Genomic DNA, 25,691 nt, shown 5'->3' with positions numbered 1-25,691 from the left:
CCTCGCTCCTACGGATACTCACTCCTTCACACTGGATTATCCCCATGAGCTCTGTGGCGGTTTTCAGCAAAGCCTCACCGTTCGACGCGCTGCAGCGCTGGCTCCCCAAGTTGGTCCTGGCGCCGAGCATGCTGATCGTCCTGGTCGGCTTCTACGGTTACATCCTCTGGACGTTCGTTCTGTCCTTCACCAATTCCAGCTTCATGCCGAGCTACAAGTGGGTCGGCCTGCAGCAATACATGCGCCTGATGGAGAACGACCGCTGGTGGGTGGCGAGCAAGAACCTGGCGCTGTTCGGCGGCCTGTTCATCGGCATCAGCCTGGTGCTCGGGGTGTTTTTGGCGGTGCTGCTGGACCAGCGCATCCGCAAGGAAGGCTTTATCCGCACCGTCTACCTGTACCCGATGGCGCTGTCGATGATCGTCACCGGTACCGCCTGGAAATGGCTGCTCAACCCCGGCCTGGGCCTGGACAAGATGCTCCGCGACTGGGGCTGGGAGGGCTTTCGCCTGGACTGGCTGGTGGATCAGGACCGGGTGGTGTACTGCCTGGTGATCGCCGCCGTGTGGCAGGCCTCGGGGTTTGTCATGGCGATGTTCCTCGCCGGGCTGCGGGGCGTCGACCAGTCGATCATCCGCGCTGCCCAGGTCGACGGCGCGAGCCTGCCGACCATCTACCTGAAGATCGTCCTGCCGAGCCTGCGCCCGGTGTTCTTCAGCGCCTTCATGATCCTCGCGCACATTGCGATCAAGAGCTTCGACCTGGTGGCGGCGATGACGGCCGGCGGCCCCGGCTACTCCTCCGACCTGCCGGCGATGTTCATGTATTCCTTCACCTTCAGCCGCGGGCAGATGGGCATAGGGTCGGCCAGCGCCATGCTGATGCTCGGCGCCGTGCTGACCATCCTGGTGCCGTACCTGTATTCCGAACTGCGAGGCAAACGCCATGACTAACACGCTCGGAAAACCGGCACTGAGCTTCAGCCGCGTTGCCATCTACGTCACCCTGCTGCTGGCGGCGGCGGTGTACCTGGTGCCGCTGGTGGTGATGCTGCTGACCAGCTTCAAGACCCCGGAAGACATCCGTACCGGCAACCTGCTGAGCTGGCCGGCGGTGATCGACGGCATCGGCTGGATCAAGGCCTGGGACGTGGTGGGCGGCTACTTCTGGAACTCGGTGAAGATCACCGTGCCGGCGGTGATCATCTCGACCTTCATCGGCGCGCTGAACGGCTACGTGCTGTCGATGTGGCGCTTCCGCGGTTCGCAGCTGTTCTTCGGCCTGCTGCTGTTCGGCTGCTTCCTGCCGTTCCAGACCGTGCTGCTGCCCGCTTCGTTCACGGTCGGCAAGCTCGGCCTGGCCAACACCACCAGCGGCCTGGTGCTGGTGCACATCGTCTACGGCCTGGCGTTTACCACGCTGTTCTTCCGCAACTACTACGTGAGCGTGCCGGACGCCCTGGTCAAGGCCGCGCGCCTGGATGGCGCCGGATTCTTCACCATCTTCGGCAAGATCCTGCTGCCGATGTCGGTGCCGATCATCATGGTCTGCCTGATCTGGCAGTTCACCCAGATCTGGAACGATTTCCTGTTCGGCGTGGTGTTCGCCAGCGGCGACGCGCAGCCGATCACCGTGGCCCTGAACAACCTGGTCAACACCAGCACCGGGGTCAAGGAATACAACGTTGACATGGCGGCGGCGATGATCGCCGGGCTGCCGACACTGCTGGTCTACATATTCGCTGGCAAGTATTTCCTGCGTGGGCTGACGTCCGGCGCGGTCAAGGGGTAAAAGATGGCAACTCTCGAATTACGCAACGTCAACAAGACCTATGGCGCCGGCCTGCCGGACACCCTGAAGAACATCGAACTGCAGATCGACGACGGCGAGTTCCTGATTCTCGTGGGACCGTCGGGCTGCGGCAAATCCACCCTGATGAACTGCATCGCCGGTCTGGAGACCATCAGCGGCGGGGCGATCCTGGTGGACGGCGCCGACATCAGCGGCATGAGCCCGAAGGATCGCGACATTGCCATGGTGTTCCAGTCCTATGCGCTGTACCCGACCATGAGCGTGCGCGACAACATCGCCTTCGGCCTGAAGATCCGCAAGATGCCCACTGCCGAGATCGATGAGGAAGTCGCCCGGGTCGCCAAGCTGTTGCAGATCGAACACCTGCTGGGGCGCAAGCCCGGCCAACTGTCCGGCGGCCAGCAGCAGCGCGTGGCCATGGGGCGGGCCCTGGCGCGGCGGCCGAAGATCTACCTGTTCGACGAGCCGCTGTCCAACCTCGACGCCAAGCTGCGGGTCGAGATGCGCACCGAAATGAAACTGATGCACCAGCGCCTGAAGACCACCACGGTCTACGTCACCCACGACCAGATCGAGGCCATGACCCTGGGCGACAAGGTGGCGGTGATGAAGGACGGCATCATCCAGCAGTTCGGCACCCCGAAAGAGATCTACAACGACCCGGCCAACCTGTTCGTGGCCAGCTTCATCGGCTCGCCGCCGATGAACTTCATCCCCCTGCGCCTGCAGCGCAGGGACGGCCGCCTGCTAGCCCTGCTGGACAGCGGTCAGGCCCGTTGCGAGCTGCCCCTGGGCATGCAGGACGCCGGCCTGGAAGACCGCGAGGTGATCCTCGGCATCCGCCCGGAACAGATCGGCCTGGCGAACGGCGAAGGCAACGGCCTGCCGACCCTGCGCGCCGAGGTCCAGGTCACCGAGCCGACCGGTCCCGACACCCTGGTGTTCGTCAACCTCAACGACACCAAGGTCTGCTGCCGCCTGGCCCCGGACGTGGCGCCCCAGGTCGGCGACACCCTGACCCTGCAATTCGATCCGGCCAAGGTCCTGCTGTTCGATGCCAAGAACGGCGAGCGCCTGGGGGGAGTGGTGCCGGCGCAGGCCGAAGCCCACGCCAGCAACGTGGCGCAGTTCAAGGGGCGTTGAAGCCCGGGTTGCCGAAAATGCGCGGCGGATGGCCTGTCATCCGTCGCATCAGGTGTAAACCGCGTTAGAGAAAAACAGTTAATAACAATAAAGACGAGGATGTAGGGATGAAAAAGAAGAGTACCAACGCACGCTTGATCTGCCAGTTGTCGGCGATCGCGGCCATGACCCTGGCCGGTAGCGCCCACGCCGACGAGGCATTCAGCGCCGACTCGAAGTGGATGACCGGCGACTGGGGCGGCGAGCGGACCAAGCTGCTCGAGAAGGGGATCGACATCAAGGCCGATTACGTCGGGGAAATGGGCGCCAACCTGCATGGCGGCTACAACGACGACAAGACCGGGCGCTACAGCGACCAGTTCGGCCTGGGCGTGGCGCTGGACCTGGAAAAACTGTGGGGCTGGGACAACACCCAGGCGAAGATCCAGCTCACCAACCGTAACGGCCAGAACATCTCCAACGACCGGATCGGCGACCCGCGTGCCGGCACCCTGAGTTCCTCCCAGGAAGTCTACGGTCGCGGCCATATGGTGCGTCTGACCCAGTTGTGGATCCAGCACCAGTTCCTCGACGGCAAGCTGGACGTCAAGGCCGGTTACTTCGGCGAAGGCGAAGACTTCAACACCTTCCCCTGCGAGTTCCAGAACCTGGCGTTCTGCGGCTCCCAGGTGGGCAACTGGGCGACCAACATCTGGTACAACTGGCCGGTCAGCCAGGCGGCGCTGCGGGTGAAGTACCACATCACGCCTGAGCTGTATGCGCAGATCGGCGCGTACAACCAGAACCCGTCGCAACTGGAACACGGTAACGGCTTCAAGCTCAGTGGCAGCGGCACCAAAGGCACCGTGCTGCCGGTGGAGCTGGTCTGGTCGCCGAAGGTCAACAACCTGCCGGGCGAATACCGCGTCGGTTACTACAAGAGCACGGCTGATGCCAGCGACGTGCGCGAGGACGTCAACGGCCAGGACGCCGCGGTCACCGGCAACGCCTACCGCGTTCACAACAGCAAGCACGGTTACTGGTTTGTCGGCCAGCAGCAACTCACCACCCACAACGGCGATGCGACCCGCGGCCTGAATATCGCGGCCAACGCCACCTTCCACGACAAGGACACCAATTTCATCGACAACTACCAGTCGCTGATGCTGGTGTACAAGGGCCCGTTCGACGCACGTCCCAAGGATGACGTCGGCATCGGTTTCGCCCGTATCCATGTCAACGACGACGTGAAGAAGAACGCCCAGTTGCTCAACGACAGCAACGGTGTCAGCAACTACGACGATCCGCTGTTCTCGCCGCTGCGCGAGACCGAGTACAACTACGAAATCAACTACGGCTTCCATGTCACCAACTGGCTGACCGTGCGTCCGAACCTGCAATACATCACGCATCCGGGCGGTGTGGATGAAGTCGACAACGCCCTGGTGGCCGGCCTGAAAATTCAGTCGGTGTTCTAGGGTCTGGATGAAAAGTCGGCGAGCGAAGGCCAGGCAAGGCAAAAACAGGCGAGGACGCGGAGTTTAGGGGCCTAAATGAGCATTCCGATCGGACTCGCGCACGAGCCTGTTTTTAACGCAGCATGGCCTGCGTAGCACCGAAGGTGCCCAGCGCGCAGCCACTTTTCGTACAGAGCCTAACGCTGTTGCGATAAGCTCCCTCTCCATGTGCGCATTGTTGCGGATGGCTCAGGCTATCCGCTTTTTTTTGCGAGCGACTTCGCCTGCGGGAATCCGCGCAGCATGACGACTATCGAGACAGCAATGATATTCAGGACCGTGGCCCATGCATGAGCATCCGCTACAACGCTTTTTCAGGACCTTGCGCGAACGCCCGACCTTCGCCTGGGAGCGGTATCAGATGCGCGATGTGCTGGTGATCGACCACCCGCTGTGCCAGGCGGTGTTCAGTCGCCAGGGCGCGCAGTTGCTGCACTTCCAGCCGACCGGGCAGAAGCCCTGGCTGTGGTGCGCGGCGAAGTGGCCGCAAGTGGGGGCGATTCGTGGCGGGGTGCCGGTGTGCTGGCCCTGGTACGGCCGTCACCCGAGCGAGAACGCCTGGCCGTCCCACGGCTGGGCCCGGCTGCTGGACTGGAAGTTGCTCGACAGCAGCAGCGATGACGAAGGCGTGTCCCTGCACTGGCAGTTGCAGCTGTGCGACTGGCAGGTCGACCTGCACGCGCACCTCGGCGAAAGCATGGACCTGCGCCTGAGCACCGAGCATCAGGACAGCCTGCCGTGCCAGCTGAGCCAGGCTTTGCACGCCTACTGGCGTATTGGCGACGTTGGTGAGGTAGCGCTGTCTGGGCTCGACGGCGCCGAGGGTTACGACCAGTTGAGCCGCCAGGCATGCCGGCAGACCGGCGAGTTGCGGGTCGATGGCGGCTGCCAGCGGGTGTTCCAGCACGAGGGCGAATTGCAGCTCAAGGACCACGCCTGGCAGCGTGAATTGCGCATCGACACCGGCGATACCGCCGACACCGTGGTCTGGCATCCGGGCAGTCGGCCGCTGTTGGGGGTGAGCTGGAACGAGGTGGCGGGGTTCGTCTGCGTCGAAGCGGCGGCGGGCGGCACCGACAGCCTGTGCCTGGCGCCGGGGGAGCGGGCGCATTTGAGCTTGCAGGCGCGGGCGGGGGCTGAAGTGAGCGTTCGGGCTTGCCCGCGATAGGGTCGACGCAAAATCAGCCGAACTCGTCGCCCACCGGGTAGCGGCTGGCGTTGAGGCTTTCCTTGATCTTGCGCAGGTGCGGCTGGAAGTCTACGCCGCGGCGCAGGGTCATGCCGGTGGCGAGTACGTCGAGCACAGTGAGCTGGATGATCCGCGAGGTCATCGGCATGTAGATGTCGGTGTCTTCCGGCAGCGGGATGTTCAGGCTCAGGGTGCTGGCCTTGGCCAGCGGCGAGTTGGCGGCGGTCAGGCCGAGCACCGAGGCGCCGTTTTCCCGGGCGATGCGCGCCACTTCCACCAGCTCGCGGGTGCGCCCGGTATAGGAAATGATCACGAACAGCTCGCCGGTGTGGGCCACCGAGGCGATCATCCGCTGCATCAGCACATCGGCGTGGGCGGTCACCGCCAGGTTGAAGCGGAAGAACTTGTGCTGGGCATCGAGGGCCACCGGGGCCGAGGCGCCGAGGCCGAAGAAGTGGATCTGCCGGGCCTGGATCAACAGGTCGACGGCGCGGCTGATCAGGTTCGGGTCCAGGGCCTGGCAGGCGCTGTCCAGGGAGGCGATGGCGCTGCCGAAGATTTTCTGGGTGTAGGCCTCGGGGTTGTCGTCGGCTTCCACCGCGCGGCTGACGTACGCCGCGCCGCTGGCCAGGCTCTGGGCCAGCTGCAGCTTGAGTTCCGGGTAGCCGCTGACGCCGAACGAGCGGCAGAAACGGTTGACCGTCGGCTCGCTGACCGAAGCGGCCTGGGCGAGGGCGGCGATGCTGAAGCGGGTCGCCTGCTGTGGGTTGAGCAGGATGACTTCGGCGACTTTACGTTCCGCCTTGTTCAATTCTTCAAGGCGATTCTGGATCTGTTCCAGAAGATTTCGCACGCGGTCCATTAAGGTTTTCCTGGGTCGGCAATGCAAAGGAGGCCGGTCTTAACCGGTCTTTGGCGGTGGCTTATCCTACTGATGGCTCCGGCTGACCACCACTTCGAATCTGTATTTTGCAAAAATGTTGTGTTTATTACTACATTTTCCCTTGAGTGATGCCTTGAAAAAAGGTATTTCTAACTGAACTTGATAAAAGAACAAACATCATGCCTTCGATAACGGTTGAACCCTGCACCTTTGCCTTGTTCGGCGCGCTGGGGGATCTGGCGCTTCGCAAACTGTTTCCTGCCCTGTACCAGCTCGACGGCGCCGGCCTGCTGCATGACGACACGCGGATCCTCGCCCTGGCCCGCGAGCCGGGCAGCGAGCAGCAGCATCTGGCGTCCATTGAAGCCGAGCTGCGCAAGTACGTTGGCGCCAAGGAGATCGACGCCGCGGTGCTGGAGCGCTTCCTGGCGCGCCTGACCTACCTGCATGTGGATTTCCTCAAGGCCGAGGACTATCTGGCCCTGGCCGAAGTGGCCGGGCGCGAGCAGCGCCTGATCGCCTATTTCGCCACGCCGGCGGCGGTGTACGGGGCGATCTGCGAGAACCTGTCGAAGGCGGGCCTGGCCGACAACACCCGCGTGGTGCTGGAAAAGCCCATCGGCTCGGACCTGGAATCGTCGCGCAAGGTCAACGACGCGGTGGCGCAGTTCTTCCCGGAGAACCGCATCTATCGCATCGACCACTACCTGGGCAAGGAGACGGTGCAGAACCTGATCGCCCTGCGTTTCGCCAACAGCCTGTTCGAAACCCAGTGGAACCAGAACTACATCTCCCACGTTGAAATTACCGTGGCCGAGAAGGTCGGCATCGAAGGCCGCTGGGGCTACTTCGACAAGGCCGGCCAGTTGCGGGACATGATCCAGAACCACCTGCTGCAGCTGCTCTGCCTGATCGCCATGGACCCGCCGGCCGACCTCTCGGCCGACAGCATCCGCGACGAGAAGGTCAAGGTGCTCAAGGCCCTGGCGCCGATCAGCCCGGAAGGCCTGACCACCCAGGTGGTGCGCGGCCAGTACATCGCCGGGCACAGCGAAGGCAAGGCGGTGCCGGGGTACCTGGAGGAAGAGAATTCCAACACCCAGAGCGACACCGAGACCTTCGTCGCCCTGCGGGCCGACATCCGCAACTGGCGCTGGGCCGGGGTGCCGTTCTACCTGCGGACCGGCAAGCGCATGCCACAGAAGCTGTCGCAGATCGTCATCCACTTCAAGGAGCCGTCGCACTACATCTTCGCCCCCGAGCAGCGTCTGCAGATCAGTAACAAACTGATCATCCGCCTGCAGCCGGACGAAGGGATCTCCCTGCGGGTGATGACCAAGGAGCAAGGCCTGGACAAGGGCATGCAACTGCGCAGCGGCCCGTTGCAGCTGAATTTTTCCGACACCTACCGCAGTGCGCGGATTCCCGATGCCTACGAGAGGTTGTTGCTGGAAGTGATGCGTGGCAACCAGAACCTGTTTGTCCGCAAAGATGAAATCGAAGCCGCGTGGAAATGGTGCGACCAGCTGATCGCCGGCTGGAAGAAATCCGGCGACGCGCCCAAGCCGTATGCGGCCGGCTCGTGGGGGCCGATGAGCTCCATCGCACTGATCACGCGGGACGGGAGGTCGTGGTATGGCGATATCTAAATTGAAGCTGCCCCAGGGCGTGCACGCCCACGAGTTCCGTAGCCCTGTGCTGCTGGCCGAGGGGCTGGCGCTGAAGGTGGCCGGGCAATTGAGCCAGGCGATCCAGGTCCGCGGCGAAGCCACCCTGGTGGTGTCCGGCGGGCGCAGCCCGGTGGCGTTCTTCCAGCACCTGGCCAAGCAGCAGCTGGACTGGTCCAAGGTCCTGGTGACCCTGGCGGACGAACGCTGGGTGCCGGTGGAGCACGCCGACAGCAACGCCGGCTTGCTCAAGCGCTACCTGCTGCAGGGCCCGGCGGCCGAGGCGAAATTCCTCAGCCTGTACAACGCGGCGGCGAACCTCGAAGAGGCCGCGATCAAGGCCGATCGCCTGCTGGCCGAGGTATCGGCCATCGATGCGCTGATCCTGGGCATGGGCGATGACGGGCATACCGCCTCCCTGTTCCCCAACAGCCCGAACCTGGCCGAGGCCCTCCAGGCCGATGGCCAGCGTCGCTGCTGGCCGATGCTGGCGCCGAGCGTGCCCCATCAGCGCCTGAGCATGAGCCGCGCCTTGCTGGCTTCGGCCGCGTTCAGTGTGCTGTCGATTTCCGGTCAATCCAAGTTGACCACCCTGAGTGCCGCACTGGCTGGTGACGATGTCGCCGCGATGCCGATTCGTGCCTTCCTGCAACCTCCCTTAGAGATTTACTGGTGCCCATGAGCCAAGGATCAGCCGCTATGACAACCCCACAACCGACCGTTTCCATGGCGGATAAAGTTGCCCTGATCGACAGCCTCTGCGCCAAGGCGCGGATTCTGCCGGTGATCACCATCGCCCGCGAACAGGACGTGCTGCCCCTGGCGGACGCTCTGGCCGCCGGTGGCCTGACCGCCCTGGAAGTGACCCTGCGCTCGCAGTTTGGCCTCAAGGCGATCCAGATTCTGCGCGAGCAGCGTCCGGAGCTGGTGACCGGTGCCGGTACCGTGCTCGACCGGCAGATGCTGGCCGCTGCCGAAGCCGCCGGTTCGCAGTTCATCGTCACCCCGGGCATTACCCGCGACCTGCTGGAAGCCAGCGTCGCCAGCCCGGTCCCGCTGTTGCCGGGGATCAGCAATGCCTCCGGGATCATGGAGGGATATAGCCTGGGCTATCGCCGCTTCAAGCTGTTCCCGGCGGAAGTCAGCGGCGGCGTGGCGGCGATCAAGGCCCTGGGCGGTCCGTTCGGCGAAGTGAAATTCTGCCCGACCGGCGGTGTCGGTCCGGCCAATATCAAGAGCTACATGGCGTTGAAGAACGTGATGTGCGTCGGCGGTAGCTGGATGCTCGACCCCGAGTGGGTGAAGAACGGCGACTGGGCGCGGATCCAGGAGTGCACGGCCGAGGCCCTGGCTCTGCTGGACTGATCGTTTTCCGGCTTTTTACGAAATTCGTTGGTGTGTTCTACGGCTTTACGGTGCGCTTGGTCGGTGCACCGTTTTTTTTTGCCTGGAGAAAAGCTGCCTGGCGACGCGCGATCTTCTGTAGGAGCGAAGCTTGCTCGCGATGACGGTGGGCCAGGCAACGGGGTTGGATGGCCTTTACGCGGATCGCGCGCAAGCTGCGCTCCTACAGCGGCGCCAGATTTCAGCCGCTCAGATGCACTAGCGCCTCGACCAGCAACTGGATATCCGAGGCCGGGGTGGTGAAGCCCGGCGTGACTCGGATGCAGGGTCCGCATCGCGAGCCGTCGCGGACTACGGTGAACAGGTTGTATTCCTCGAGCAGCTGCTTGGCCATTGCCTGCTGGTCCGCATGGCGGGTGAAGCGGAACGAGGTGATGCTGCAATACAGCCGCGGGTCGTCCGGGGTCAGCACCTCGATGCCTGGCAAGTCGCGCACCTGGCTCACCCACAGGTCGCGCAGGTAATTCAGGCGCGCGCCCTTGAGGGCCGCGCCGCCCAGGCTGCGGTGCTCGTCGAACACCCGGGGCAGGGTCAGCCAGGCCGGAATGTTCGGCGTGCCGTAGGGCGCCCGGGAGCGGATGTCATTCGGGGCGTAATGATCCTCACCCATGTCCGGGTCGATATCGCCCAGGCGTTGCGGGTCGATGTAGGCAAAACCCAGGCTCAAGGGCGCGCCCATCCATTTCTGCAGGTTGTAGCCGGCGAACGCCACGCCCAGTTCCTTGAGGTCGAAATCCACCTGGGCCAGGGCGTGGGCGCCGTCGAGGACCACGTCGATCCCCCGTTCCCGGGCCTCCAGGGCGATGGCCTGGATCGGCATCACCAGCCCGGTGCGATGGGTGACGTGGGTCAGGGCCATCAGCTTCAGGCGCGGGTAGCGCTCGAACGCCTGGCGGTAGCTGGCCAGCAGGCTGTCGAAGCTCGCCGGGTGGGCGTGCTCGATCTCGATCACCTCGACCCCGCGGTAACGGGCCAGCCAGCGCATGGCGCCCTTGACGCTGCTGTAGTCCAGATCGCTGAACAGCACCTGGTCGCCCGGTTCGAGGCGGTTGTAGTTGCGGATCAGCGATTGCAGCGCCTCGGCGGCGCTGCGGGTGAGGGCGAGCGCCTGGCTGTCGACGCCGAGCAGTTCGGCCAGTTGCTGGCGAATCTGCAGGCTGCCGATCCGATCGAAATGCTGGCGCACGTGCACCGAGTTGCTGCGGTTCACGAAGGCGATCTGCTGCTGGTACTCCTCGACCACGGCGCGGCTCATGCGTCCGAAATAGCCGTTTTCCAGGTTGATCGGCCCGGGTTCGACGTCATAGCGCCGGGCGATTTCCCGCCAGTAGTCTTCGTCGCGGGCGAGTTGGGCAATCCGTGGCATGGGGGCGTCTCTGTTCGATGGTGGTGGGTGGGGCTCAATGGCGGGGCTTGGGTTTACCGTGTTTGGCCCGCAACGGGTCCAGCAGGTCGGAAAGGCCGTTGTGATCGATTTCATGCATCAGCGCCAGCAGGCCGCCCAACTCGCCGTGGGGGAAACCCTGGCGGGCGAACCAGTTCAGGTAGGGGCCGGGCAGGTCGGCGAGGATACGGCCCTTGTACTTGCCATAGGGCATTTCGCGGGTGACCAGCAATTCGAGGGTTTCGGGATTCATGGCGACTGTCTGTTGAGGTGACGAACACCCTGGAAAATACAGGCATTACGCAGGCAGGCCAAATGACAGATCAGGCAAATAACGCGGATACAGAACTGCGCTTCCGTCCTCGCTGGTCCGGACTGAAGAGCGCCAGCCGGCCTGGCGTTCTTGGTGTCCCTCATTTAGTACTGGACTAATGATAGTTAGCTAGCTAATAATTTGTTCGGTTCATCCTCTCGTCCCATTGCAACTATCGTTGTCTTGTCCTCCCCGGGGTTCTTTCCGTGCGTATCACTTTGCAGGCGCTGTTCGCCCCCAACCTGGCGGCCGTGCAATTCGCGATCAAGACCGTGCTCGGCGCCGGGCTGGCGTTGTGGCTGGCCATGCGCTGGGGGCTGGAGCAGCCGTCCTGGGCCTTGATGACCGCGATCATCGTGGCCCAGCCGCTGTCGGGGATGGTCCTGCAAAAAGGCATGGCGCGACTGCTGGGGACCCTGGTGGGGACCTGCATGTCGGTGGCGTTCATGGGGCTGTTCGCCCAGACGCCCTGGCTGTTCCTGCTGGCCCTGGCCCTGTGGCTGGGGCTGTGTACCGCCAGTTCGACCCTGCTGCGCAGCGCCTGGTCCTATTCGTTCGTGCTGGCCGGCTACACCGTGGCGATCATCGCCTTGCCGGCCATCACCCATCCGTTGTCGATCTTCGACCAGGCGGTGGCGCGCTGTACGGAAATCTCCCTGGGCATTATCTGCGCCACCGCCAGCAGCGCCTTGCTCTGGCCGCTGCGGGTCGAACGGCAGTTGATGCAACAGGCACGCAGCGCCTGGCAAAGCGGGATGCACACGGCGCGGGCGACCCTGGCTGGCGATGCGCTGGCGCGCAAAGGGCTGCTGGAAATCCTCGGGCGCATCGTCGCCGTGGACTCCCAGCGCGAGCACGCCTGGTTCGAAGGCCCCCTGGGCCGGCAGCGGGCGCGGGCGATCGGCGGCCTGAGCCAGAAGCTGCTGATGCTGCTGCGCATTTCCCGTTCGGTACGCCGGCAATGGAAGCAACTGGAGCCGGCCGAAGCGGATCAACTGGTGCCCTGGATGGAACAGGTGCAGCAAGCCCTGGCGGCCGAGGACACCTCAACCCTGCAAGCGCTGCGGGCGCAGTTGCTGGAGGCCTCCCGCGACCCGGCCATCAGTTCGGCGCAAAGTTATTGCCTGGCCCGTTTCGCCCTGTTGCTCGACACCGCCCTGGCGGCTGGCGTGGCGTTGCAGGCGGTGGAGGAGGGCAAGGCGCCGATAGAGCAGCCGGCGACCCTGACGCCCCATCGCGATCTGTCCCTGGCATTGCTGTTTGGCGCCCGCAGCGCCCTGGCCTTTTTGACCGTGGCCAGCTTCTGGCTGGCCACGGCCTGGCCGGCGGCCTCGGGGGCAATGCTGCTGACCTGCGTGGTGTGCGGCCTGTTCGCCAGCCGGGAAAACGGCGCGCAGATCGGCATGAGTTTCATGCGCGGTATTTTCCTGGCGATCCCGGTGGCGTTCGTGGTCGGGCAGATCCTGCTGCCGCAGTGGAGCAGTTTTGCCTTGCTCGCGATGGGCATGGGCGTGCCGCTGTTTTTTGGCGCGCTGGGCATGGCCAAGCCGCAGATCGGCGCCACGGCCACCTCGTTCTGCCTGCACTTCGTGGTACTGATTTCGCCGCAGAACCGGATGAGCTTCGATGTCGCCAGCTTCCTCAACAGCGCCCAGGCGATGACGCTGGGCGTGGGCGCCGCGGTGCTGGCATTCCAGCTGTTGATCTTGCGTGACCCGACCTGGCACGGACGGCGCCTGCTGGCGGCGACCCTGCACGACCTGGTACGCCTGACTCGGCGCAACCTGCGCGGCGCGGAAAGCTGGTTCGGCGGGCGCATGGCCGACCGCCTGCTGCAACTGGCGCGGCATTACCCGGAGTTGCCGGAGCAGGCCCGCAGCCGCTGGGACGATGGCCTGCTGGGGCTGGATATCGGCGACGAGCTGATGCACCTGCGCCTGAGCCTGGCGGCGGCCGGAGTACCGGCGCAGGTTCCGCAGCGGCGCTATCTGGAGCATCTGGAGAAGGTGCTGCAGCAGGGGCCGGGGGCCGGCCGCGGCGAAGCGCTGGCAGAGTCCAGCGCGGTCTTTTTGCGCAGTCTGGAGAGCCATCCGCCCAGCGACGCCTTGAAGCTGGCCCAGGGCGCGGTGGTGCAATTGCAGAAGAGCTGGCACGCCTGGTGCCGGCAGCAGGAGGAAAGCCATGGGGCTGCGTGAGTGGTCGCTGGGTGGAGTGTTGCTCAGCCCGTTTCTGATTTATGTGGTGCTGGCGCTGGTGCTGACCGGGGCGTTGCGTATGTTGCTGCGCGTAACGCCGCTAGGGCGCTGGATCTGGCACGAAGCACTGTTCGATGTGGCCTTGTACGTCTGCGTCCTGACGTTGGTCACTGTCGTACTCGGACCTTTATAAGGAGTTGTTCATGCGTGCCTCCGTGCGTATCGCTTTTACCCTGTGCCTGGTGGCGGCGGCGCTGTTCGCCGGCTTTCACCTGTGGCAGTACTACATGCTCACGCCCTGGACCCGGGATGCGCGGATTCGCGCGGACGTGGTGATAGTCGCCCCCGACGTATCCGGCTGGGTGCGCGAACTCAAGGTCCGGGACAACCAGGCGGTGAAGGCTGGCGAGCTGTTGCTGAGCATCGACCGCGAGCGCTTCGAGGCGGCGCTGGAAAAGGCCCAGGCGGTGGTGCAGACCCGTCAGCAGCAACTCAACCTGAAGGAACACGAAGCCAGTCGCCGGGCCAGCCTCGGCCCGGCGGCGATCAGTACCGAGCTGCGGGAGAACGCCCAGATCAACGCCGGCGTGGCCCGTGGTGAGCTGCGCCAGGCCCAGGCCGAGGCCAAGGTCGCCGAGCTCAACCTGGCGCGCAGCCAGGTCCTGGCGCCACGCAGCGGGCACATCACCAACCTGCGCCTGGCCGAAGGCAATTACGTGAACACCGGGCAGTCGGTGATGGCCCTGATCGACGATTCGACCTTCTACGTGCAGGCCTATTTCGAGGAAACCAAACTGCCGCGGATCCAGGTCGGCGACCCGGTCAAGGTCTGGCTGATGAGCGCGGGCGAGGCTCTGCAGGGCCATGTGGAAAGCATCAGCCGCGGTATCACCGACCGTAACACCACGCCGGACGGGCAACTGCTGGCCGAGGTGGAACCGACCTTCAATTGGGTGCGGCTGGCGCAGCGGATTCCGGTGCGGATCAGGCTCGACAAGGTGCCCGAAGGGGTCAACCTGAGCGCCGGGATGACGGCGAGCGTGCAGGTGGAGGAGGGCAGTCGATAGTCACAATTCCCCTGTAGCCGCTGCCGAGCCTGCGAGGCTGCGATCGACCCCGAAGGGGGCGCAGGGTCTTGAGGCCGCAGGAGGACCTGCGGTCCTGTCGCAGCCTCGCCAGAGCTCGGCAGCGGCTACCGGGCTACGGGGAATCTCAGCCGATGCTGATGGCCGGCAGGGTCGGCAGGGTCACGGTCTGCTGTTTGCGCGGGGCGAGGATTTCGGCTTCGCCGTCCACCACCAGCTCATCGCGCTGGTTGAACACACGGGTGGCGATACGCACGCGGAATTTCGGCAGTTTTTCGAGGATCTCCAGGCGCACGGTCAGGGTGTCGCCGATCTTCACCGGCTTCTGGAAACTCATCTGCTGGCCGATGTAAATGGTGCCCGGCCCAGGCAGCTCGCAGGCCACTGCGGCACTGATCAACGCACCGCTGAACATACCGTGGGCGATGCGCTCCTTGAACATGCTGGCGGCGGCGAACTCGGCGTCCAGGTGCACCGGGTTGTGGTCGCCGGACATGGCGGCGAACAGCTGGATGTCACGCTCTTCCACGTGCTTGCTGTAGCTGGCGGTCTGGCCGACTTCAAGGGCTTCGTACGGGGTGTTGGTAACCTGGGTCATCTCTCTCAAGTCCTGTGTTGAAATGTACTGAGGGTAAAAAAACTCATTCGGTCTTCGGCGGCCGGCGATGCTGCAACACCTGGTTGAGCCAGGCCAGCACATCGGCCGTCACTTCGTCGCGGTTGCTTTCATTGAACAATTCGTGCCGTGCCTGCGGGTAGATATTGAGCTGCAGGTACTGGTTGCCAGCCTCGCGCAGAGCGCCGGACAGATCCTTGAGACGTATGCCGTCGCTCACCGGATCACATTCTCCGCCCATCACCAGCAATGGCAGGCCCGGATCGATCTGGGCCAGGTTGGAAGCCTTGCTGATCTGCTGCAGGCCGCCCAGCAGGTCGATCCACAATTGGTTGCTGCAGCGAAAGCCGCAGAGCGGATCGTGGACGTACTTGTCGACCTCGTCGGGGTCGCGGCTGAGCCAGTCGAAGGCTGTGCGGTTGGGTTTGAAGGCATTGTTGAACGAGCCGAAGGACAGCCACTCGATCAACGCGCTGCGGCCCAGGGCGCCCTGGCGCCAGCGTTCGAAGCGGGCGATCTGGCGGGCGACGCGGTACAGCGCCACCGGCTGGAAGTTCGAGCCACTGAGGATCGCCCCGTCCAGGCTGGCGCTGTGGTGCAGCAGGTAGGCCTGGGCGATGTAGCTGCCCATGCTGTGGCCCAGCAGCACGATGGGCTTGCCCGGGTGCCGCTGGCCGATGCACTGGTTGAGGCTGGCCAGGTCGCCCACCACCTTGCACCAGCCGTCGTGGTCGGCGAAGTGCCCGAGCACGCCATGCTCGGCAGTCTTGCCATGGCCGCGCTGATCCAGGGCATAGACACCGTAACCCTCGGCGCACAACGCCGCCGCCAGCCTGGCGTAGCGCCCGCTGTGCTCGGCCATGCCGTGGGCCAGCAGGATCACGGCCTTGAGCGAGGCATCCGGCAGCCACTGGTTGACGTAGAGCTGGCTGTGGTCGCTCGCGGTCAGCCAGAAAGAGTGGTGGATCATGGCGATTCCTTTGCGCAGGGTCGTTGCATTGTATAGCTCATCGCCGTGGCCCCGTCCGATCTGTGCGCGCCATGGCGGCAAGATTCACGTTATCAATGACGTAGCGGCCCATATTTGCCCTATTGGCCATAGCTGCTAACGTCCGCAGAGCCCCGCTTTGGTAGCGTCGGAAGCGGCCCGGACAACTCAGGTAACGAGGACAAGAACAATGCAGCCTGATTTCTGGAATGACAAACGCCCGGTCGGCGTGCCCGTCGATATCGATCTGGGTGCCTACAAGTCGGTGATCGAGGTGTTCGAACGTTCCTGCAAGAAATTCGCCGACCGCCCGGCCTTCAGCAACATGGGCGTGACCCTGACCTACGCCGAGCTGGAGCGCTACAGCGCCGCATTCGCCGGCTACCTGCAAAGCAGCACCGACCTGGTGCCGGGCGACCGCATCGCGGTGCAGATGCCCAACGTCCTGCATTACCCGATCGCCGTATTCGGCGCCTTGCGCGCCGGGCTGATCGTGGTCAACACCAACCCGCTGTACACCGTCCGGGAAATGCGTCACCAGTTCAAGGATTCCGGCGCGCGGGCCCTGGTGTACATGAACCTGTTCGGGCAGAAAGTCGAGGAGGTGCTGCCCGACACCGGGATCCAGTACCTGATCGAGGCGAAGATGGGCGACCTGATGCCGTCCGCCAAGGGCTGGCTGGTCAATACCCTGGTCGACAAGGTCAAGAAGATGGTGCCGGCCTACCGCCTGCCCCAGGCCCTCTCCTTCAAGAGCGCGCTGCGCCTGGGCCGCGGCCAGTCGATCAAGCCGCTGCCCGCCAGCCTGGACGACGTCGCCGTGCTGCAATACACCGGCGGCACCACGGGGCTGGCCAAGGGCGCGATGCTGACCCACGGCAACCTGGTGGCCAATATGCAACAGGCCCGGGCCTGCCTCGGCCAGTTGGGCGCCGACGGCCATCCGCTGCTGCGCGAAGGCCAGGAGGTGATGATCGCGCCGCTGCCGCTGTACCACGTCTATGCCTTCACTGCGAACTGCATGTGCATGATGGTCACCGGCAACCACAACGTGCTGATCACCAATCCGCGGGACATCGGCGGCTTCATCAAGGAGCTGAAGCAGTGGCGCTTCTCGGCGTTGCTGGGGCTGAATACCTTGTTTGTCGCGCTGATGGATCATCCCGAGTTCAAGAGCCTCGACTTCTCCAATCTCAAGCTCACCAACTCCGGGGGCACGGCGCTGGTCAAGGCCACCGCCGAGCGCTGGGCGCAACTGACGGGCTGCCGCATCACCGAAGGCTACGGCCTGACCGAAACCTCGCCCGTGGCCTGCACCAACCCTTACGGCGACCAGTCGCGCCTGGGTACGGTGGGGCTGCCGGTGCCCGGTACGACCCTCAAGGTCATCGACGACCAGGGGGTCGAGCAGCCGTTGGGCGAGCGCGGCGAGCTGTGCATCAAGGGTCCGCAGATCATGAAGGGCTACTGGCTGAAGCCGGACGCCACCAGCGAGGTGCTGGATACCGAGGGCTGGTTCAAGTCCGGGGATATCGCGGTGATCGATCCCGACGGTTTCGTGCGCATCGTCGACCGCAAGAAAGACATGATCATCGTCTCGGGTTTCAACGTGTACCCCAACGAAATCGAAGACGTGGTGATGGCCCACCCGAAAGTCGCCAATTGCGCGGTGATCGGTGTGCCGGACGAACGTTCGGGCGAGGCGGTGAAGCTGTTCGTGGTGGCCCGCGAATCGGGGGTCAGCCTGGAAGAGCTGAAGGCCTACTGCAAGGCCAACTTCACCGGCTACAAGGTGCCCAAGCACATCGTGTTGCGTGAGTCGTTGCCGATGACGCCGGTAGGCAAGATCCTGCGTCGGGAGCTGCGCGACATCGCCTGATGTATCACCGGATGTAACACCTCCCGCGCCGTGGCGCGGTTATCGCGAGCAAACGTCGTTCCTGCCAGGGCCTTCGGTTTCTGTAGGAGCGAAGCTTGCTCGCGCTGCTTTTGCAGGCCGCAAAGGCCCGTCCCAGAGCGGAATCCGGGGTGCTAGAATTTTTGCTCTAAAAATGACTATTGAATATTCTTGAGTCACAAAAGTGACTGTTTGGAGCTGCTTTGGCTCTAGTCGGCCCTTGGCAAAGCTGCTACTCTCGGCGCGCTTTGTGACTTCTCGGCCTATCTAAACAGCCAGATTCACCCATAAAAAGACAGACAAATAATAATCGCATCAAGTGCGCTGACGAATTCGCGTTGCTGAGGAGTGGGCTTCCATGATCGAAGACTTTTGGAAGGATAAGTACCCAGCTGGGATTGCTGCCGAAATCAATCCAGACGAGTATCCGAATATTCAGGCAGTGTTGAAGCAGTCCTGCCAACGCTTTGCCAACAAGCCGGCCTTTAGCAACCTCGGCAAGACACTCACCTACGGTGAGCTGTACGAACTGTCAGGTGCTTTTGCCGCGTATCTGCAACAGCATACCGATTTGCAGCCCGGCGATCGAATCGCCGTGCAACTGCCCAACGTCCTGCAGTACCCGGTCGCAGTATTCGGCGCTATCCGCGCCGGTCTGATCGTGGTCAATACCAACCCGCTCTACACCGCGCGGGAAATGGAACACCAATTCAACGACTCCGGCGCCAAGGCCCTGGTCTGCCTGGCCAACATGGCGCACCTGGCCGAAGCCGTGGTGCCCAAGACCGGCGTCAAGCATGTGATCGTCACCGAAGTGGCGGACCTGCTGCCGCCGCTCAAGCGCCTGCTGATCAACAGCGTCATCAAGTACGTGAAGAAGATGGTGCCGGCCTATCACCTGCCCAAGGCCGTCAAGTTCAACGACGTACTGAGCAAGGGCCATGGCCAGCCGGTGAAGGACGCGAGCCCGGCCAGCAGCGACGTGGCCGTGCTGCAATACACCGGCGGCACCACCGGCGTGGCCAAGGGCGCGATGCTGACCCATCGCAACCTGGTGTCGAACATGCTGCAGTGCCGGGCGCTGATGGCCTCCAACCTCAATCAGGGTTGCGAGATCCTGATCACGCCGCTGCCGCTGTACCACATCTATGCCTTCACCTTTCATTGCATGGCGATGATGCTGAGCGGCAACCACAACATCCTGATCAGCAACCCGCGCGACCTGCCGGCGATGGTCAAGGAACTGTCGAAGTGGAAGTTCAGCGGCTTCGTCGGCCTCAACACCCTGTTCGTGGCCCTGTGCAACAACGAAAACTTCCGCAAGCTGGATTTCTCGGCGCTGAAAGTCACCCTGTCCGGTGGCATGGCGCTGCAACTGGCGGCGGCCGAGCGTTGGAAGGACGTGACCGGTTGCCCGATCTGCGAAGGTTACGGCATGACCGAAACCAGCCCGGTGGCCACCGTCAACCCGGGGCAGAATATCCAGGTCGGCACCATCGGCATCCCGGTGCCGTCGACCCTGTGCCGGATCGTCGACGACGCCGGCAACGAGCTGCCGCTGGGTGAAGTCGGCGAGCTGTGCGTCAAGGGCCCGCAGGTGATGAAGGGTTACTGGCAGCGCCAGGACGCCACTGATGAGGTGATGAGCGATGGCTGGCTGAAGACCGGCGACATCGCGCTGATCCAGCCCGATGGCTACATCCGCATCGTCGATCGCAAGAAAGACATGATCCTGGTCTCCGGTTTCAACGTGTACCCGAACGAACTGGAAGACGTGCTCACGACCCTGCCGGGCGTGCTGCAGTGCGCGGCCATCGGTGTGCCGGACGAGAAGTCGGGCGAGTCGATCAAGATCTTCATCGTCGCCAAGCCGGGTGTGACCCTGACCAAGGAGCAAGTGATGGAGCACATGCGCGCCAATGTCACCGGCTACAAGGTGCCCAAGGCCATCGAGTTCCGCGATGCCCTGCCGACCACCAACGTCGGCAAGATCCTGCGCCGCGAGCTGCGCGACGAAGAGCTGAAGAAGCTGGGCGTGAAGAAGTAAGGCGCCAGGCCAACAAAAAAGCCCCGCATTCGCGGGGCTTTTTCTTGGGCGCTGTTCGCCGGATTACTGCTGGAACTGCGCGAAGTTCACGCCGGTGCCGGCGGGGCGTACATCGGTGAGGAAGCAGTCCTTGTCGGCGCTCAGTTCCAGGCTCAGGGCCGCCTTGCGCTTGCCGGCGTTGCGTACCACCAGGCCTTCCAGTTTCTCGCGCAGGAACAGGGTCGGCACCTTCAGGTGCAGCAACTGGTCGCTGCTCGGGGTGTAGAGCAGCAGGTGGACCCATTCGTACTGCCCGATGGCCAGGCGGCTGACCGGCAGATCGAACCACCAGATATTGCGGTTGCGGCTCAGTTCCGCGAAGTGGCAGTTGTTGACGCCCAGCACCGCACCGCCCAGTTCCTGGTTTCGGCGGGCGATGGCCAGCTTTTTATCGAGTTTCATAACATTCCTACGGGATTGGATCTTCGGCGCGGAGCCTGAATACGTTGCGCATTCTCATGGGTTGGCCGGCAAACATAAAGCGCAACCTGCGTGAGGCGGCTAAATAAGGCGATGAAATGCCCAGGGGGGAAATGACTGACCCCCCTACGAGAAGTCTGGAAGGGTACAAAGCATCGGCGGAAGCCGTTTTCTTGTCGGTCATGGCACGAAACGAGACGAAAGGGTTCAAAGTCGCCAAACTAGGCTAGTTTGTTGTAGAAAACGGCCTCTGAGTCGCCACCGACCACACACATTGCGGCGAAAGGAGACGCTATGATTTTCCCGGATTTGAAAGGCCAGCCCCTGCATCGTGTGCTGGTGCGCACGGTCAGCGAGTTCATCGCCGACGAAATGTCGACCTATGCCTCGGCACTGGCCTATCAGATGCTGTTCTCGCTGTTCCCCTTCATCCTGTTCCTGATCGCCCTGATCGGTTTCCTGCATCTGCCGGACTTCTTCTCCTGGTTGCGCCTGCAATCGGAGTTGGTGCTGCCGCCCGAGGCCCTGGAGCAGGTCAACCCGGTGATCGACCAGTTGCAGCAATCCAAGGGCGGCCTGCTCTCGGTGGGTATCGTGATTGCGCTGTATACCGCCTCGGCCGGCGTGCGGCTGATGATGAGCGCGATGAACGCCGCCTACGACGTGGTGGAAAAACGCCCGCTGTGGAAGCGTTTCCCGCTGTCGATCATCTACACCGTCGGCATCGCCGGCATGCTCCTGGCGGCCGCGGCGCTGATGGTGCTCGGGCCGCAGGTGATGGGCTGGATCGCCGGGCAGGTCGGCCTGGAGGACTTTATCGTCACCGTCTGGACCATCCTGCGCTGGCCGGTGATCGTGATCCTGATGATGGTCGCCGTGGCCTTGATCTACTACGTGATGCCCGATGTGAAACAGGAATTTCGCCTCATCACCCCGGGCTCGGTGCTGGCGGTGGTGGTGTGGATAGTCGCCTCGCTGGCCTTCGCCTTTTATGTGAAGACCTTCGCCAACTACAACGCCATGTATGGCAGTATCGGAGCGATCATCGTCCTGCTGCTGTACTTCTACATTTCCTCGGCGGTGCTGTTGCTGGGGGCGGAGATGAATGCGGTGATCGAACACATGTCGTCCGAAGGCAAGAGCCCTGGAGAAAGGGCTCCCGGCGAGCACGGCGAGCCTAAACAACACGTATCGGGACTGGGCCGGGACCACTCGCTCAAGCCGACCTCTGACGAAGCCTGAACATGATCCGTGAAATCCTCAAGATGGGCGACCAGCGCCTGCTGCGCATCGCGCCACCCGTACCGCCCGAAATGTTCGACAGCCCCGAGCTGTGGCAGTTGATCGACGATATGTTCCAGACCATGGAAAGCGTCGGCGGGGTCGGCCTGGCCGCGCCGCAGATCGGCGTCGACCTGCAACTGGTGATCTTCGGCTTCGAGCACAGCGCGCGTTACCCGCAGGCCGAAGCGGTACCCCAGACGATCCTGATCAATCCCCTGATCACCCCCTTGAGCCCGGTGCTGGAGGAGGGGTGGGAAGGTTGTCTGTCGGTGCCGGGGCTGCGGGGCGCGGTCGAGCGTTACCAGCACATCCGCTACGAAGGCGTCGACCCCAGGGGCGAGCCGATCGTGCGGGTCGCCTCGGGCTTTCATGCGCGGGTGGTGCAGCACGAGTGCGACCACCTGATCGGGCGCCTGTACCCGTCGCGGATCAGCGACTTCAGCAAGTTCGGGTTTACCGAAGTGATGTTCCCCGACCTCGATCCCAACGCCGACGACTGAGCGATCAACCCCGGCCCATGGCGATCAGGCTCTTGCTCCGGCGATAACGGGCCAGGCGGTCCGCCAGGGATTGGGGCAGGGCGGGGTCCGGGACGAACCCCATGGATTCGTACAGCGCTTGCAGGTCCGGATGGCAGAACAGCCAGATCGGTCCCGCCTGTGGCGCGCAGGCCCGTTCCACCAGCCGGGCGGCGATGCCCTGGCCACGCTGGGCCGGGTCGACGAACAGGCCGGTCAGCCAGTGGCCCTGGGCCACGGGCTTCAGGTTCAGCCCGGCAACGATTGCGCCTCGTTTCGCTACCCAGGATTGCCCTTCGCCGGCCGCGCGCATCGATGAGTCATGCGCCCGATAGAACTTGTTCAGCAGCGGCCGCAGGCTGTCGGCGAGTAGCAGGTATTGGGTGTCGGGCATGGGGTTCGCAGGCTGGTTCGAAAGGCTGAATTATAAAGCGCAGGGCGCGTGGGATAGGTGTATACCTGATAAACCATCCCCGTGTGTGGAGCGTGCATCATGAAAGGCGTGGAACCGAAAAAGGCGGCGAAAAAGAAACCGGCGCGCACCGCCGTCGAGAAACGCGCGGACAAGCGAGCCAAAAAGGCCGAGCACAATATTTTCGGCCATTGACCCTCCCACGAAGCCCGCCCCGCGGGCTTCCTTGTTTTTGCTTCTAAACCAATAACCCATCGATCTGCAAGATTTCCCCGGCCCGTTGCACAGAACAGCCAGACCCCGAAGATTCGCCCTTCGGCCCGCCCCTGTCCTGAGTAGCGCCATGGCCCATTATTTTGATCCGCTGCACCGCGAAGAAATCGAAACCCTGCGTCAGACCTTCACCGCCCGTACCGAATGGCCCACCTGGCTGTTGCTGATCGGCACTGGCGCCAGCTGGTTCGCCGTGCTGCTGGCCAGCCCGCTGCTGGGGCTCTGGCCGAGCAGCCTGTTGCTGATCCCGATCCTGGTGCTGTGGCTGTCGGTGCAGCATGAACTGTTGCATGGCCATCCCACGCGCTGGCTGTGGCTGAACAAGTTGCTGGGCTACGCGCCCTTTGCCGTCTGGTATCCCTACACCCTGTACCGCGACAGCCATCTGCAGCATCACCGCGATGAAGACCTGACCCTGCCCGGTCGCGACCCGGAAAGCCGTTACCTGGGCCAGCGCCAGTGGCATAGCCGTTCGCCGTTCGAGCAGGGCCTGCATTGGCTGAACAAGACCCTGCTGGGGCGCCTGCTGCTCGGCGCGCCCCTGGCCCTGCTGGCGCTGGCGCGGGAGGAAGCGCGGCGCCTGCGCCAGGGCCACCGCCAGGCCTGGCTGATGTGGCTGACCCATGGCGCGCTGACCCTGCTGATGCTGGCGTTCGTTGCCCGCTACAGTGTGCTGCCGGTCTGGCATTACCTGCTGTTGGTGAGCGTGCCGGCGCTGTCGCTGGCGATGCTCCGCTCCTATTACGAACACCGCCCCCACGCTGACGCGGAGCAGCGCACGGTACTCAACGAAGCGGCGTGGCCATGGACCTGGCTGTTTCTGCACCTCAACCTGCACCTGGTGCACCATGACTTGCCGGGGCTGCCCTGGTACTGCCTGCCGCAGGCCTATCGCCAGCGCCGCGAGCAATGGCAGGCGCGCAGCGGCGGTTTTGTCGTGCGGGGCTATGGCGAGCTGCTGCGGCGCCATGCCCTGAAACCGATCGACAGCCCCGAACATCCCTTCGCCCTGTAACCCTGACCCAAGAGCTGCGCACCATGACTGCCCGCTATGCCGAACTGCTGATGTACGTCGCCCCCGAACCGGTGCGCCAGGCCAACGAACAATGGCTGGCGGCGATCCTGCAACGCCTCGGCCAGACCCGGCTCGATGCCCGGGAGCTGGACCTGATGCAGTTGTGGCGGTCGCCGCGCCTGTTGCTGACCCAGACCTGCGGCTACCCGCTGATGACCGCCCTGTGCGGCAAGGTCAGGGTCATCGGCCGGCCGCGTTACGAGCTGCCGGACAGCTCCGGCGGCAACCATTGCAGCCTGCTGCTCGGCCGCGCAAGCGACCCGCGCCGGACCTTGCAGGCGCTGCGGGGCAGCCGCGGGGTGATCAATGGCGAGGATTCCAACAGCGGCATGAACCTACTGCGCCAGCGCCTCGCGCCGTTGCAGCGCGACGGCCGGTTTTTCGCCAGCGTCGGCATCAGCGGCAGCCATCGGCAGAGCCTGCGCTGGCTGCGGGAAGGGCAGGCCGACCTGGCCGCCGTCGACAGCGTGACCTTCGCCTACCTGGCCCGCTACGCCGAGGACGAAGTGGCCGGCCTGCGGGTGATCGCCCGCAGCGCCTTCAGCCCGACTCTGCCCTATATCGGCGTAGCCGGCCTGGGCGAGGAGCAGGTCGAACGGATTCGCGCCGCGATGAATGCGGCGCTGACGGCACTGCCCGCGGTAGCCGCGACCCTGGGGTTGCGCGAGGTGCTGCCGGCCGCCGAAGCGGACTACCGGATCCTTCTCGACTATCAGCGCGAGGCGCAAGAGCTGGGCTACGCCCGCTTGCGCTGAAGCCCCCAGAAAGCACCGCGGGCTCGCTCGCGAAAAGTCTATCTGGCACCGTCGACCTTTTATTCTTAAATATTCTATAAAAATGAATTTTAAATATTATTAGGGAATAAGCCTTCCTTGCTAGGATCGCCGCACCGGAACACCGGACATACCGCGCAACCTTCTTCAATGGAGCCACTATGTCCGGCACCGACACGACTCACAGCGACTATGTGGGCGGCCTGTTCCGCAGTCATTACGACTGGCTGTGCAACCGCCTGCGCGGCCATCTGCACTACTCCTCGGATGCTGGCGCCAGCGCCGAAGACATTGCCGCCGATACCTTCGTCCAGCTCTTGAGCCGGCCCGAAGTGCTGCCGATCCGTCAGCCCAGGGCGCTGCTGACCACCATTTCCCAACGCCTGATGTACCAGTTGTGGCGTCGCCGCGACCTGGAGCGGGCTTGCCTCGGCAGACTGCGGCACGGCGACGAAACCCTGCAGCCATCGCCCCAGGACCAGGCACAGGCGTTCGAGGCGCTGGAAGCCATCGACCGCCTGCTCGACGGCCTGCCTGCCAAGGTCAAGGCGACCTTCCTGCTGTCCCGGGTCAACGGCCTGACCTACCCGCAGATCGCCGAGCAACTGGGGATCTCGCCACGTTCGGTCAGCGACTACATGGCCCGGACACTCCAGCGTTGCCTGGGCCCGAACACGGCGTGGTCCTGGCGTGACACTCGACCCGGTTACGACTTGCCAGCGCTGTAGCAGCCGCCGCAGACGGTGCTCGCGGCCGGCAACAGTGGCTGCCGGCCCCC

At 63.8% G+C, this 25,691-nt stretch carries 25 protein-coding genes; 18 read left to right on the top strand and 7 right to left on the bottom strand.

Going from position 1 to position 25,691, the window contains the following annotated elements; translation table 11 throughout:
• Positions 1-44: 44 nt before the first annotated feature.
• From ACQKQA_RS07500 to ACQKQA_RS07480, 5 genes are all read left to right on the top strand, one after another.
• Positions 45-953, top strand: coding sequence for a carbohydrate ABC transporter permease (locus ACQKQA_RS07500; protein ID WP_427555058.1), 909 nt, complete (start codon positions 45-47; stop codon positions 951-953).
• The gene (locus ACQKQA_RS07495; RefSeq protein ID WP_427555056.1) at positions 946-1,791 is read left to right on the top strand and encodes a carbohydrate ABC transporter permease; all 846 of its coding nucleotides are present in this window, start codon (positions 946-948) and stop codon (positions 1,789-1,791) included. The genes ACQKQA_RS07500 and ACQKQA_RS07495 overlap by 8 nt, the downstream gene beginning before the upstream one ends.
• 3 nt (positions 1,792-1,794) lie before the next feature.
• Complete coding sequence (locus tag ACQKQA_RS07490) at positions 1,795-2,955, top strand: ABC transporter ATP-binding protein (RefSeq protein WP_427555054.1); 1,161 nt, start codon at positions 1,795-1,797, stop codon at positions 2,953-2,955.
• A gap of 107 nt (positions 2,956-3,062) precedes the next feature.
• Entirely contained in the window at positions 3,063-4,412 is a 1,350-nt protein-coding gene (locus ACQKQA_RS07485) for a carbohydrate porin (protein ID WP_427555052.1), read from the top strand.
• Positions 4,413-4,737: 325 nt separating this feature from the next.
• Positions 4,738-5,619, top strand: a complete 882-nt coding sequence (locus tag ACQKQA_RS07480) for a D-hexose-6-phosphate mutarotase (RefSeq protein WP_427555050.1) — start codon at positions 4,738-4,740, stop codon at positions 5,617-5,619.
• Positions 5,620-5,632: 13 nt separating this feature from the next.
• On the opposite strand, the gene ACQKQA_RS07475 is transcribed toward ACQKQA_RS07480, so the two are convergent.
• Positions 5,633-6,493, bottom strand: a complete 861-nt coding sequence (locus ACQKQA_RS07475) for a MurR/RpiR family transcriptional regulator (protein WP_427555108.1) — start codon at positions 6,491-6,493, stop codon at positions 5,633-5,635.
• Positions 6,494-6,702: 209 nt separating this feature from the next.
• Here ACQKQA_RS07475 and zwf point away from each other — a divergent pair, with 209 nt between their 5' ends.
• The 3 genes from zwf to ACQKQA_RS07460 are packed head-to-tail and all read left to right on the top strand — an operon-like array spanning position 6,703 to position 9,555.
• Positions 6,703-8,172, top strand: a complete 1,470-nt coding sequence (gene zwf, locus ACQKQA_RS07470; RefSeq protein WP_427555048.1) for a glucose-6-phosphate dehydrogenase — start codon at positions 6,703-6,705, stop codon at positions 8,170-8,172.
• Positions 8,159-8,872, top strand: coding sequence for a 6-phosphogluconolactonase (gene pgl / locus ACQKQA_RS07465; RefSeq protein WP_427555046.1), 714 nt, complete (start codon positions 8,159-8,161; stop codon positions 8,870-8,872). Before zwf ends, pgl begins: the two co-directional genes overlap by 14 nt.
• A gap of 17 nt (positions 8,873-8,889) precedes the next feature.
• Positions 8,890-9,555: a bifunctional 4-hydroxy-2-oxoglutarate aldolase/2-dehydro-3-deoxy-phosphogluconate aldolase gene (locus ACQKQA_RS07460; protein WP_427555044.1), complete on the top strand. Its 666-nt coding sequence runs from the start codon at positions 8,890-8,892 to the stop codon at positions 9,553-9,555.
• Positions 9,556-9,775: 220 nt separating this feature from the next.
• Here ACQKQA_RS07460 and ACQKQA_RS07455 read toward each other — a convergent pair whose 3' ends face one another.
• Positions 9,776-10,960: an aminotransferase class V-fold PLP-dependent enzyme gene (locus tag ACQKQA_RS07455; protein WP_427555042.1), complete on the bottom strand. Its 1,185-nt coding sequence runs from the start codon at positions 10,958-10,960 to the stop codon at positions 9,776-9,778.
• Between the two features lie 34 nt (positions 10,961-10,994).
• Positions 10,995-11,231: a DUF3820 family protein gene (locus tag ACQKQA_RS07450; protein ID WP_427555040.1), complete on the bottom strand. Its 237-nt coding sequence runs from the start codon at positions 11,229-11,231 to the stop codon at positions 10,995-10,997.
• Positions 11,232-11,497: 266 nt separating this feature from the next.
• Between ACQKQA_RS07450 and ACQKQA_RS07445 the strand changes: the two genes are divergently transcribed.
• The 3 genes from ACQKQA_RS07445 to ACQKQA_RS07435 are packed head-to-tail and all read left to right on the top strand — an operon-like array spanning position 11,498 to position 14,553.
• Complete coding sequence (locus ACQKQA_RS07445; RefSeq protein ID WP_427555038.1) at positions 11,498-13,486, top strand: FUSC family protein; 1,989 nt, start codon at positions 11,498-11,500, stop codon at positions 13,484-13,486.
• The gene (locus ACQKQA_RS07440) at positions 13,473-13,679 is read left to right on the top strand and encodes a DUF1656 domain-containing protein (protein ID WP_427555036.1); all 207 of its coding nucleotides are present in this window, start codon (positions 13,473-13,475) and stop codon (positions 13,677-13,679) included. The genes ACQKQA_RS07445 and ACQKQA_RS07440 overlap by 14 nt, the downstream gene beginning before the upstream one ends.
• A gap of 10 nt (positions 13,680-13,689) precedes the next feature.
• Complete coding sequence (locus ACQKQA_RS07435) at positions 13,690-14,553, top strand: efflux RND transporter periplasmic adaptor subunit (RefSeq protein WP_427555034.1); 864 nt, start codon at positions 13,690-13,692, stop codon at positions 14,551-14,553.
• Between the two features lie 145 nt (positions 14,554-14,698).
• Here ACQKQA_RS07435 and ACQKQA_RS07430 read toward each other — a convergent pair whose 3' ends face one another.
• Together ACQKQA_RS07430 and ACQKQA_RS07425 are read right to left on the bottom strand one after the other, a co-directional pair.
• Positions 14,699-15,169 carry a MaoC family dehydratase gene (locus ACQKQA_RS07430; RefSeq protein ID WP_044464608.1) on the bottom strand — a complete coding sequence of 157 codons (471 nt, stop codon included), beginning with the start codon at positions 15,167-15,169 and terminating at the stop codon, positions 14,699-14,701.
• A 43-nt stretch (positions 15,170-15,212) separates the two neighbouring features.
• Complete coding sequence (locus ACQKQA_RS07425; protein ID WP_427555031.1) at positions 15,213-16,157, bottom strand: lysophospholipase; 945 nt, start codon at positions 16,155-16,157, stop codon at positions 15,213-15,215.
• A 208-nt stretch (positions 16,158-16,365) separates the two neighbouring features.
• On the opposite strand from ACQKQA_RS07425, the gene fadD2 reads away from it, so the two are divergent.
• A complete protein-coding gene (fadD2, locus tag ACQKQA_RS07420; protein ID WP_427555029.1) occupies positions 16,366-18,054 on the top strand; it encodes a long-chain-fatty-acid--CoA ligase FadD2 in 1,689 nt (562 codons plus the stop codon).
• Between the two features lie 376 nt (positions 18,055-18,430).
• Entirely contained in the window at positions 18,431-20,119 is a 1,689-nt protein-coding gene (gene fadD1 / locus ACQKQA_RS07415; protein ID WP_427555027.1) for a long-chain-fatty-acid--CoA ligase FadD1, read from the top strand.
• Between the two features lie 63 nt (positions 20,120-20,182).
• Here fadD1 and ACQKQA_RS07410 read toward each other — a convergent pair whose 3' ends face one another.
• On the bottom strand, positions 20,183-20,560 hold the full coding sequence (locus ACQKQA_RS07410; RefSeq protein WP_427555025.1) for a hypothetical protein: 378 nt from the start codon (positions 20,558-20,560) through the stop codon (positions 20,183-20,185).
• A 312-nt stretch (positions 20,561-20,872) separates the two neighbouring features.
• Here ACQKQA_RS07410 and ACQKQA_RS07405 point away from each other — a divergent pair, with 312 nt between their 5' ends.
• Together ACQKQA_RS07405 and def are read left to right on the top strand one after the other, a co-directional pair.
• Positions 20,873-21,820, top strand: coding sequence for a YihY/virulence factor BrkB family protein (locus ACQKQA_RS07405; RefSeq protein WP_427555023.1), 948 nt, complete (start codon positions 20,873-20,875; stop codon positions 21,818-21,820).
• A gap of 2 nt (positions 21,821-21,822) precedes the next feature.
• Positions 21,823-22,362 (top strand): peptide deformylase, encoded by a 540-nt coding sequence (gene def / locus ACQKQA_RS07400; protein ID WP_427555021.1) that lies wholly within the window; start codon positions 21,823-21,825, stop codon positions 22,360-22,362.
• Between the two features lie 4 nt (positions 22,363-22,366).
• Here the strand turns inward: def and ACQKQA_RS07395 are convergent, their stop codons facing one another.
• The gene (locus tag ACQKQA_RS07395) at positions 22,367-22,774 is read right to left on the bottom strand and encodes a GNAT family N-acetyltransferase (protein ID WP_427555019.1); all 408 of its coding nucleotides are present in this window, start codon (positions 22,772-22,774) and stop codon (positions 22,367-22,369) included.
• 361 nt (positions 22,775-23,135) lie between these two features.
• Between ACQKQA_RS07395 and ACQKQA_RS07390 the strand changes: the two genes are divergently transcribed.
• From ACQKQA_RS07390 to ACQKQA_RS07380, 3 genes are all read left to right on the top strand, one after another.
• Positions 23,136-24,080 carry a fatty acid desaturase gene (locus ACQKQA_RS07390; RefSeq protein WP_427555017.1) on the top strand — a complete coding sequence of 315 codons (945 nt, stop codon included), beginning with the start codon at positions 23,136-23,138 and terminating at the stop codon, positions 24,078-24,080.
• 23 nt (positions 24,081-24,103) lie between these two features.
• Complete coding sequence (locus tag ACQKQA_RS07385) at positions 24,104-24,895, top strand: phosphate/phosphite/phosphonate ABC transporter substrate-binding protein (protein WP_427555015.1); 792 nt, start codon at positions 24,104-24,106, stop codon at positions 24,893-24,895.
• A 179-nt stretch (positions 24,896-25,074) separates the two neighbouring features.
• Positions 25,075-25,641 carry a sigma-70 family RNA polymerase sigma factor gene (locus ACQKQA_RS07380; protein WP_427555013.1) on the top strand — a complete coding sequence of 189 codons (567 nt, stop codon included), beginning with the start codon at positions 25,075-25,077 and terminating at the stop codon, positions 25,639-25,641.
• Positions 25,642-25,691: the final 50 nt, after the last annotated feature.

Source organism: Pseudomonas sp. NPDC089530, from assembly GCF_050280705.1.
GTDB lineage: Bacteria > Pseudomonadota > Gammaproteobacteria > Pseudomonadales > Pseudomonadaceae > Aquipseudomonas.
The sequence above is the reverse complement of the archived record's forward strand: the minus strand, read 5'-3'. Positions and strand labels throughout refer to the sequence as shown.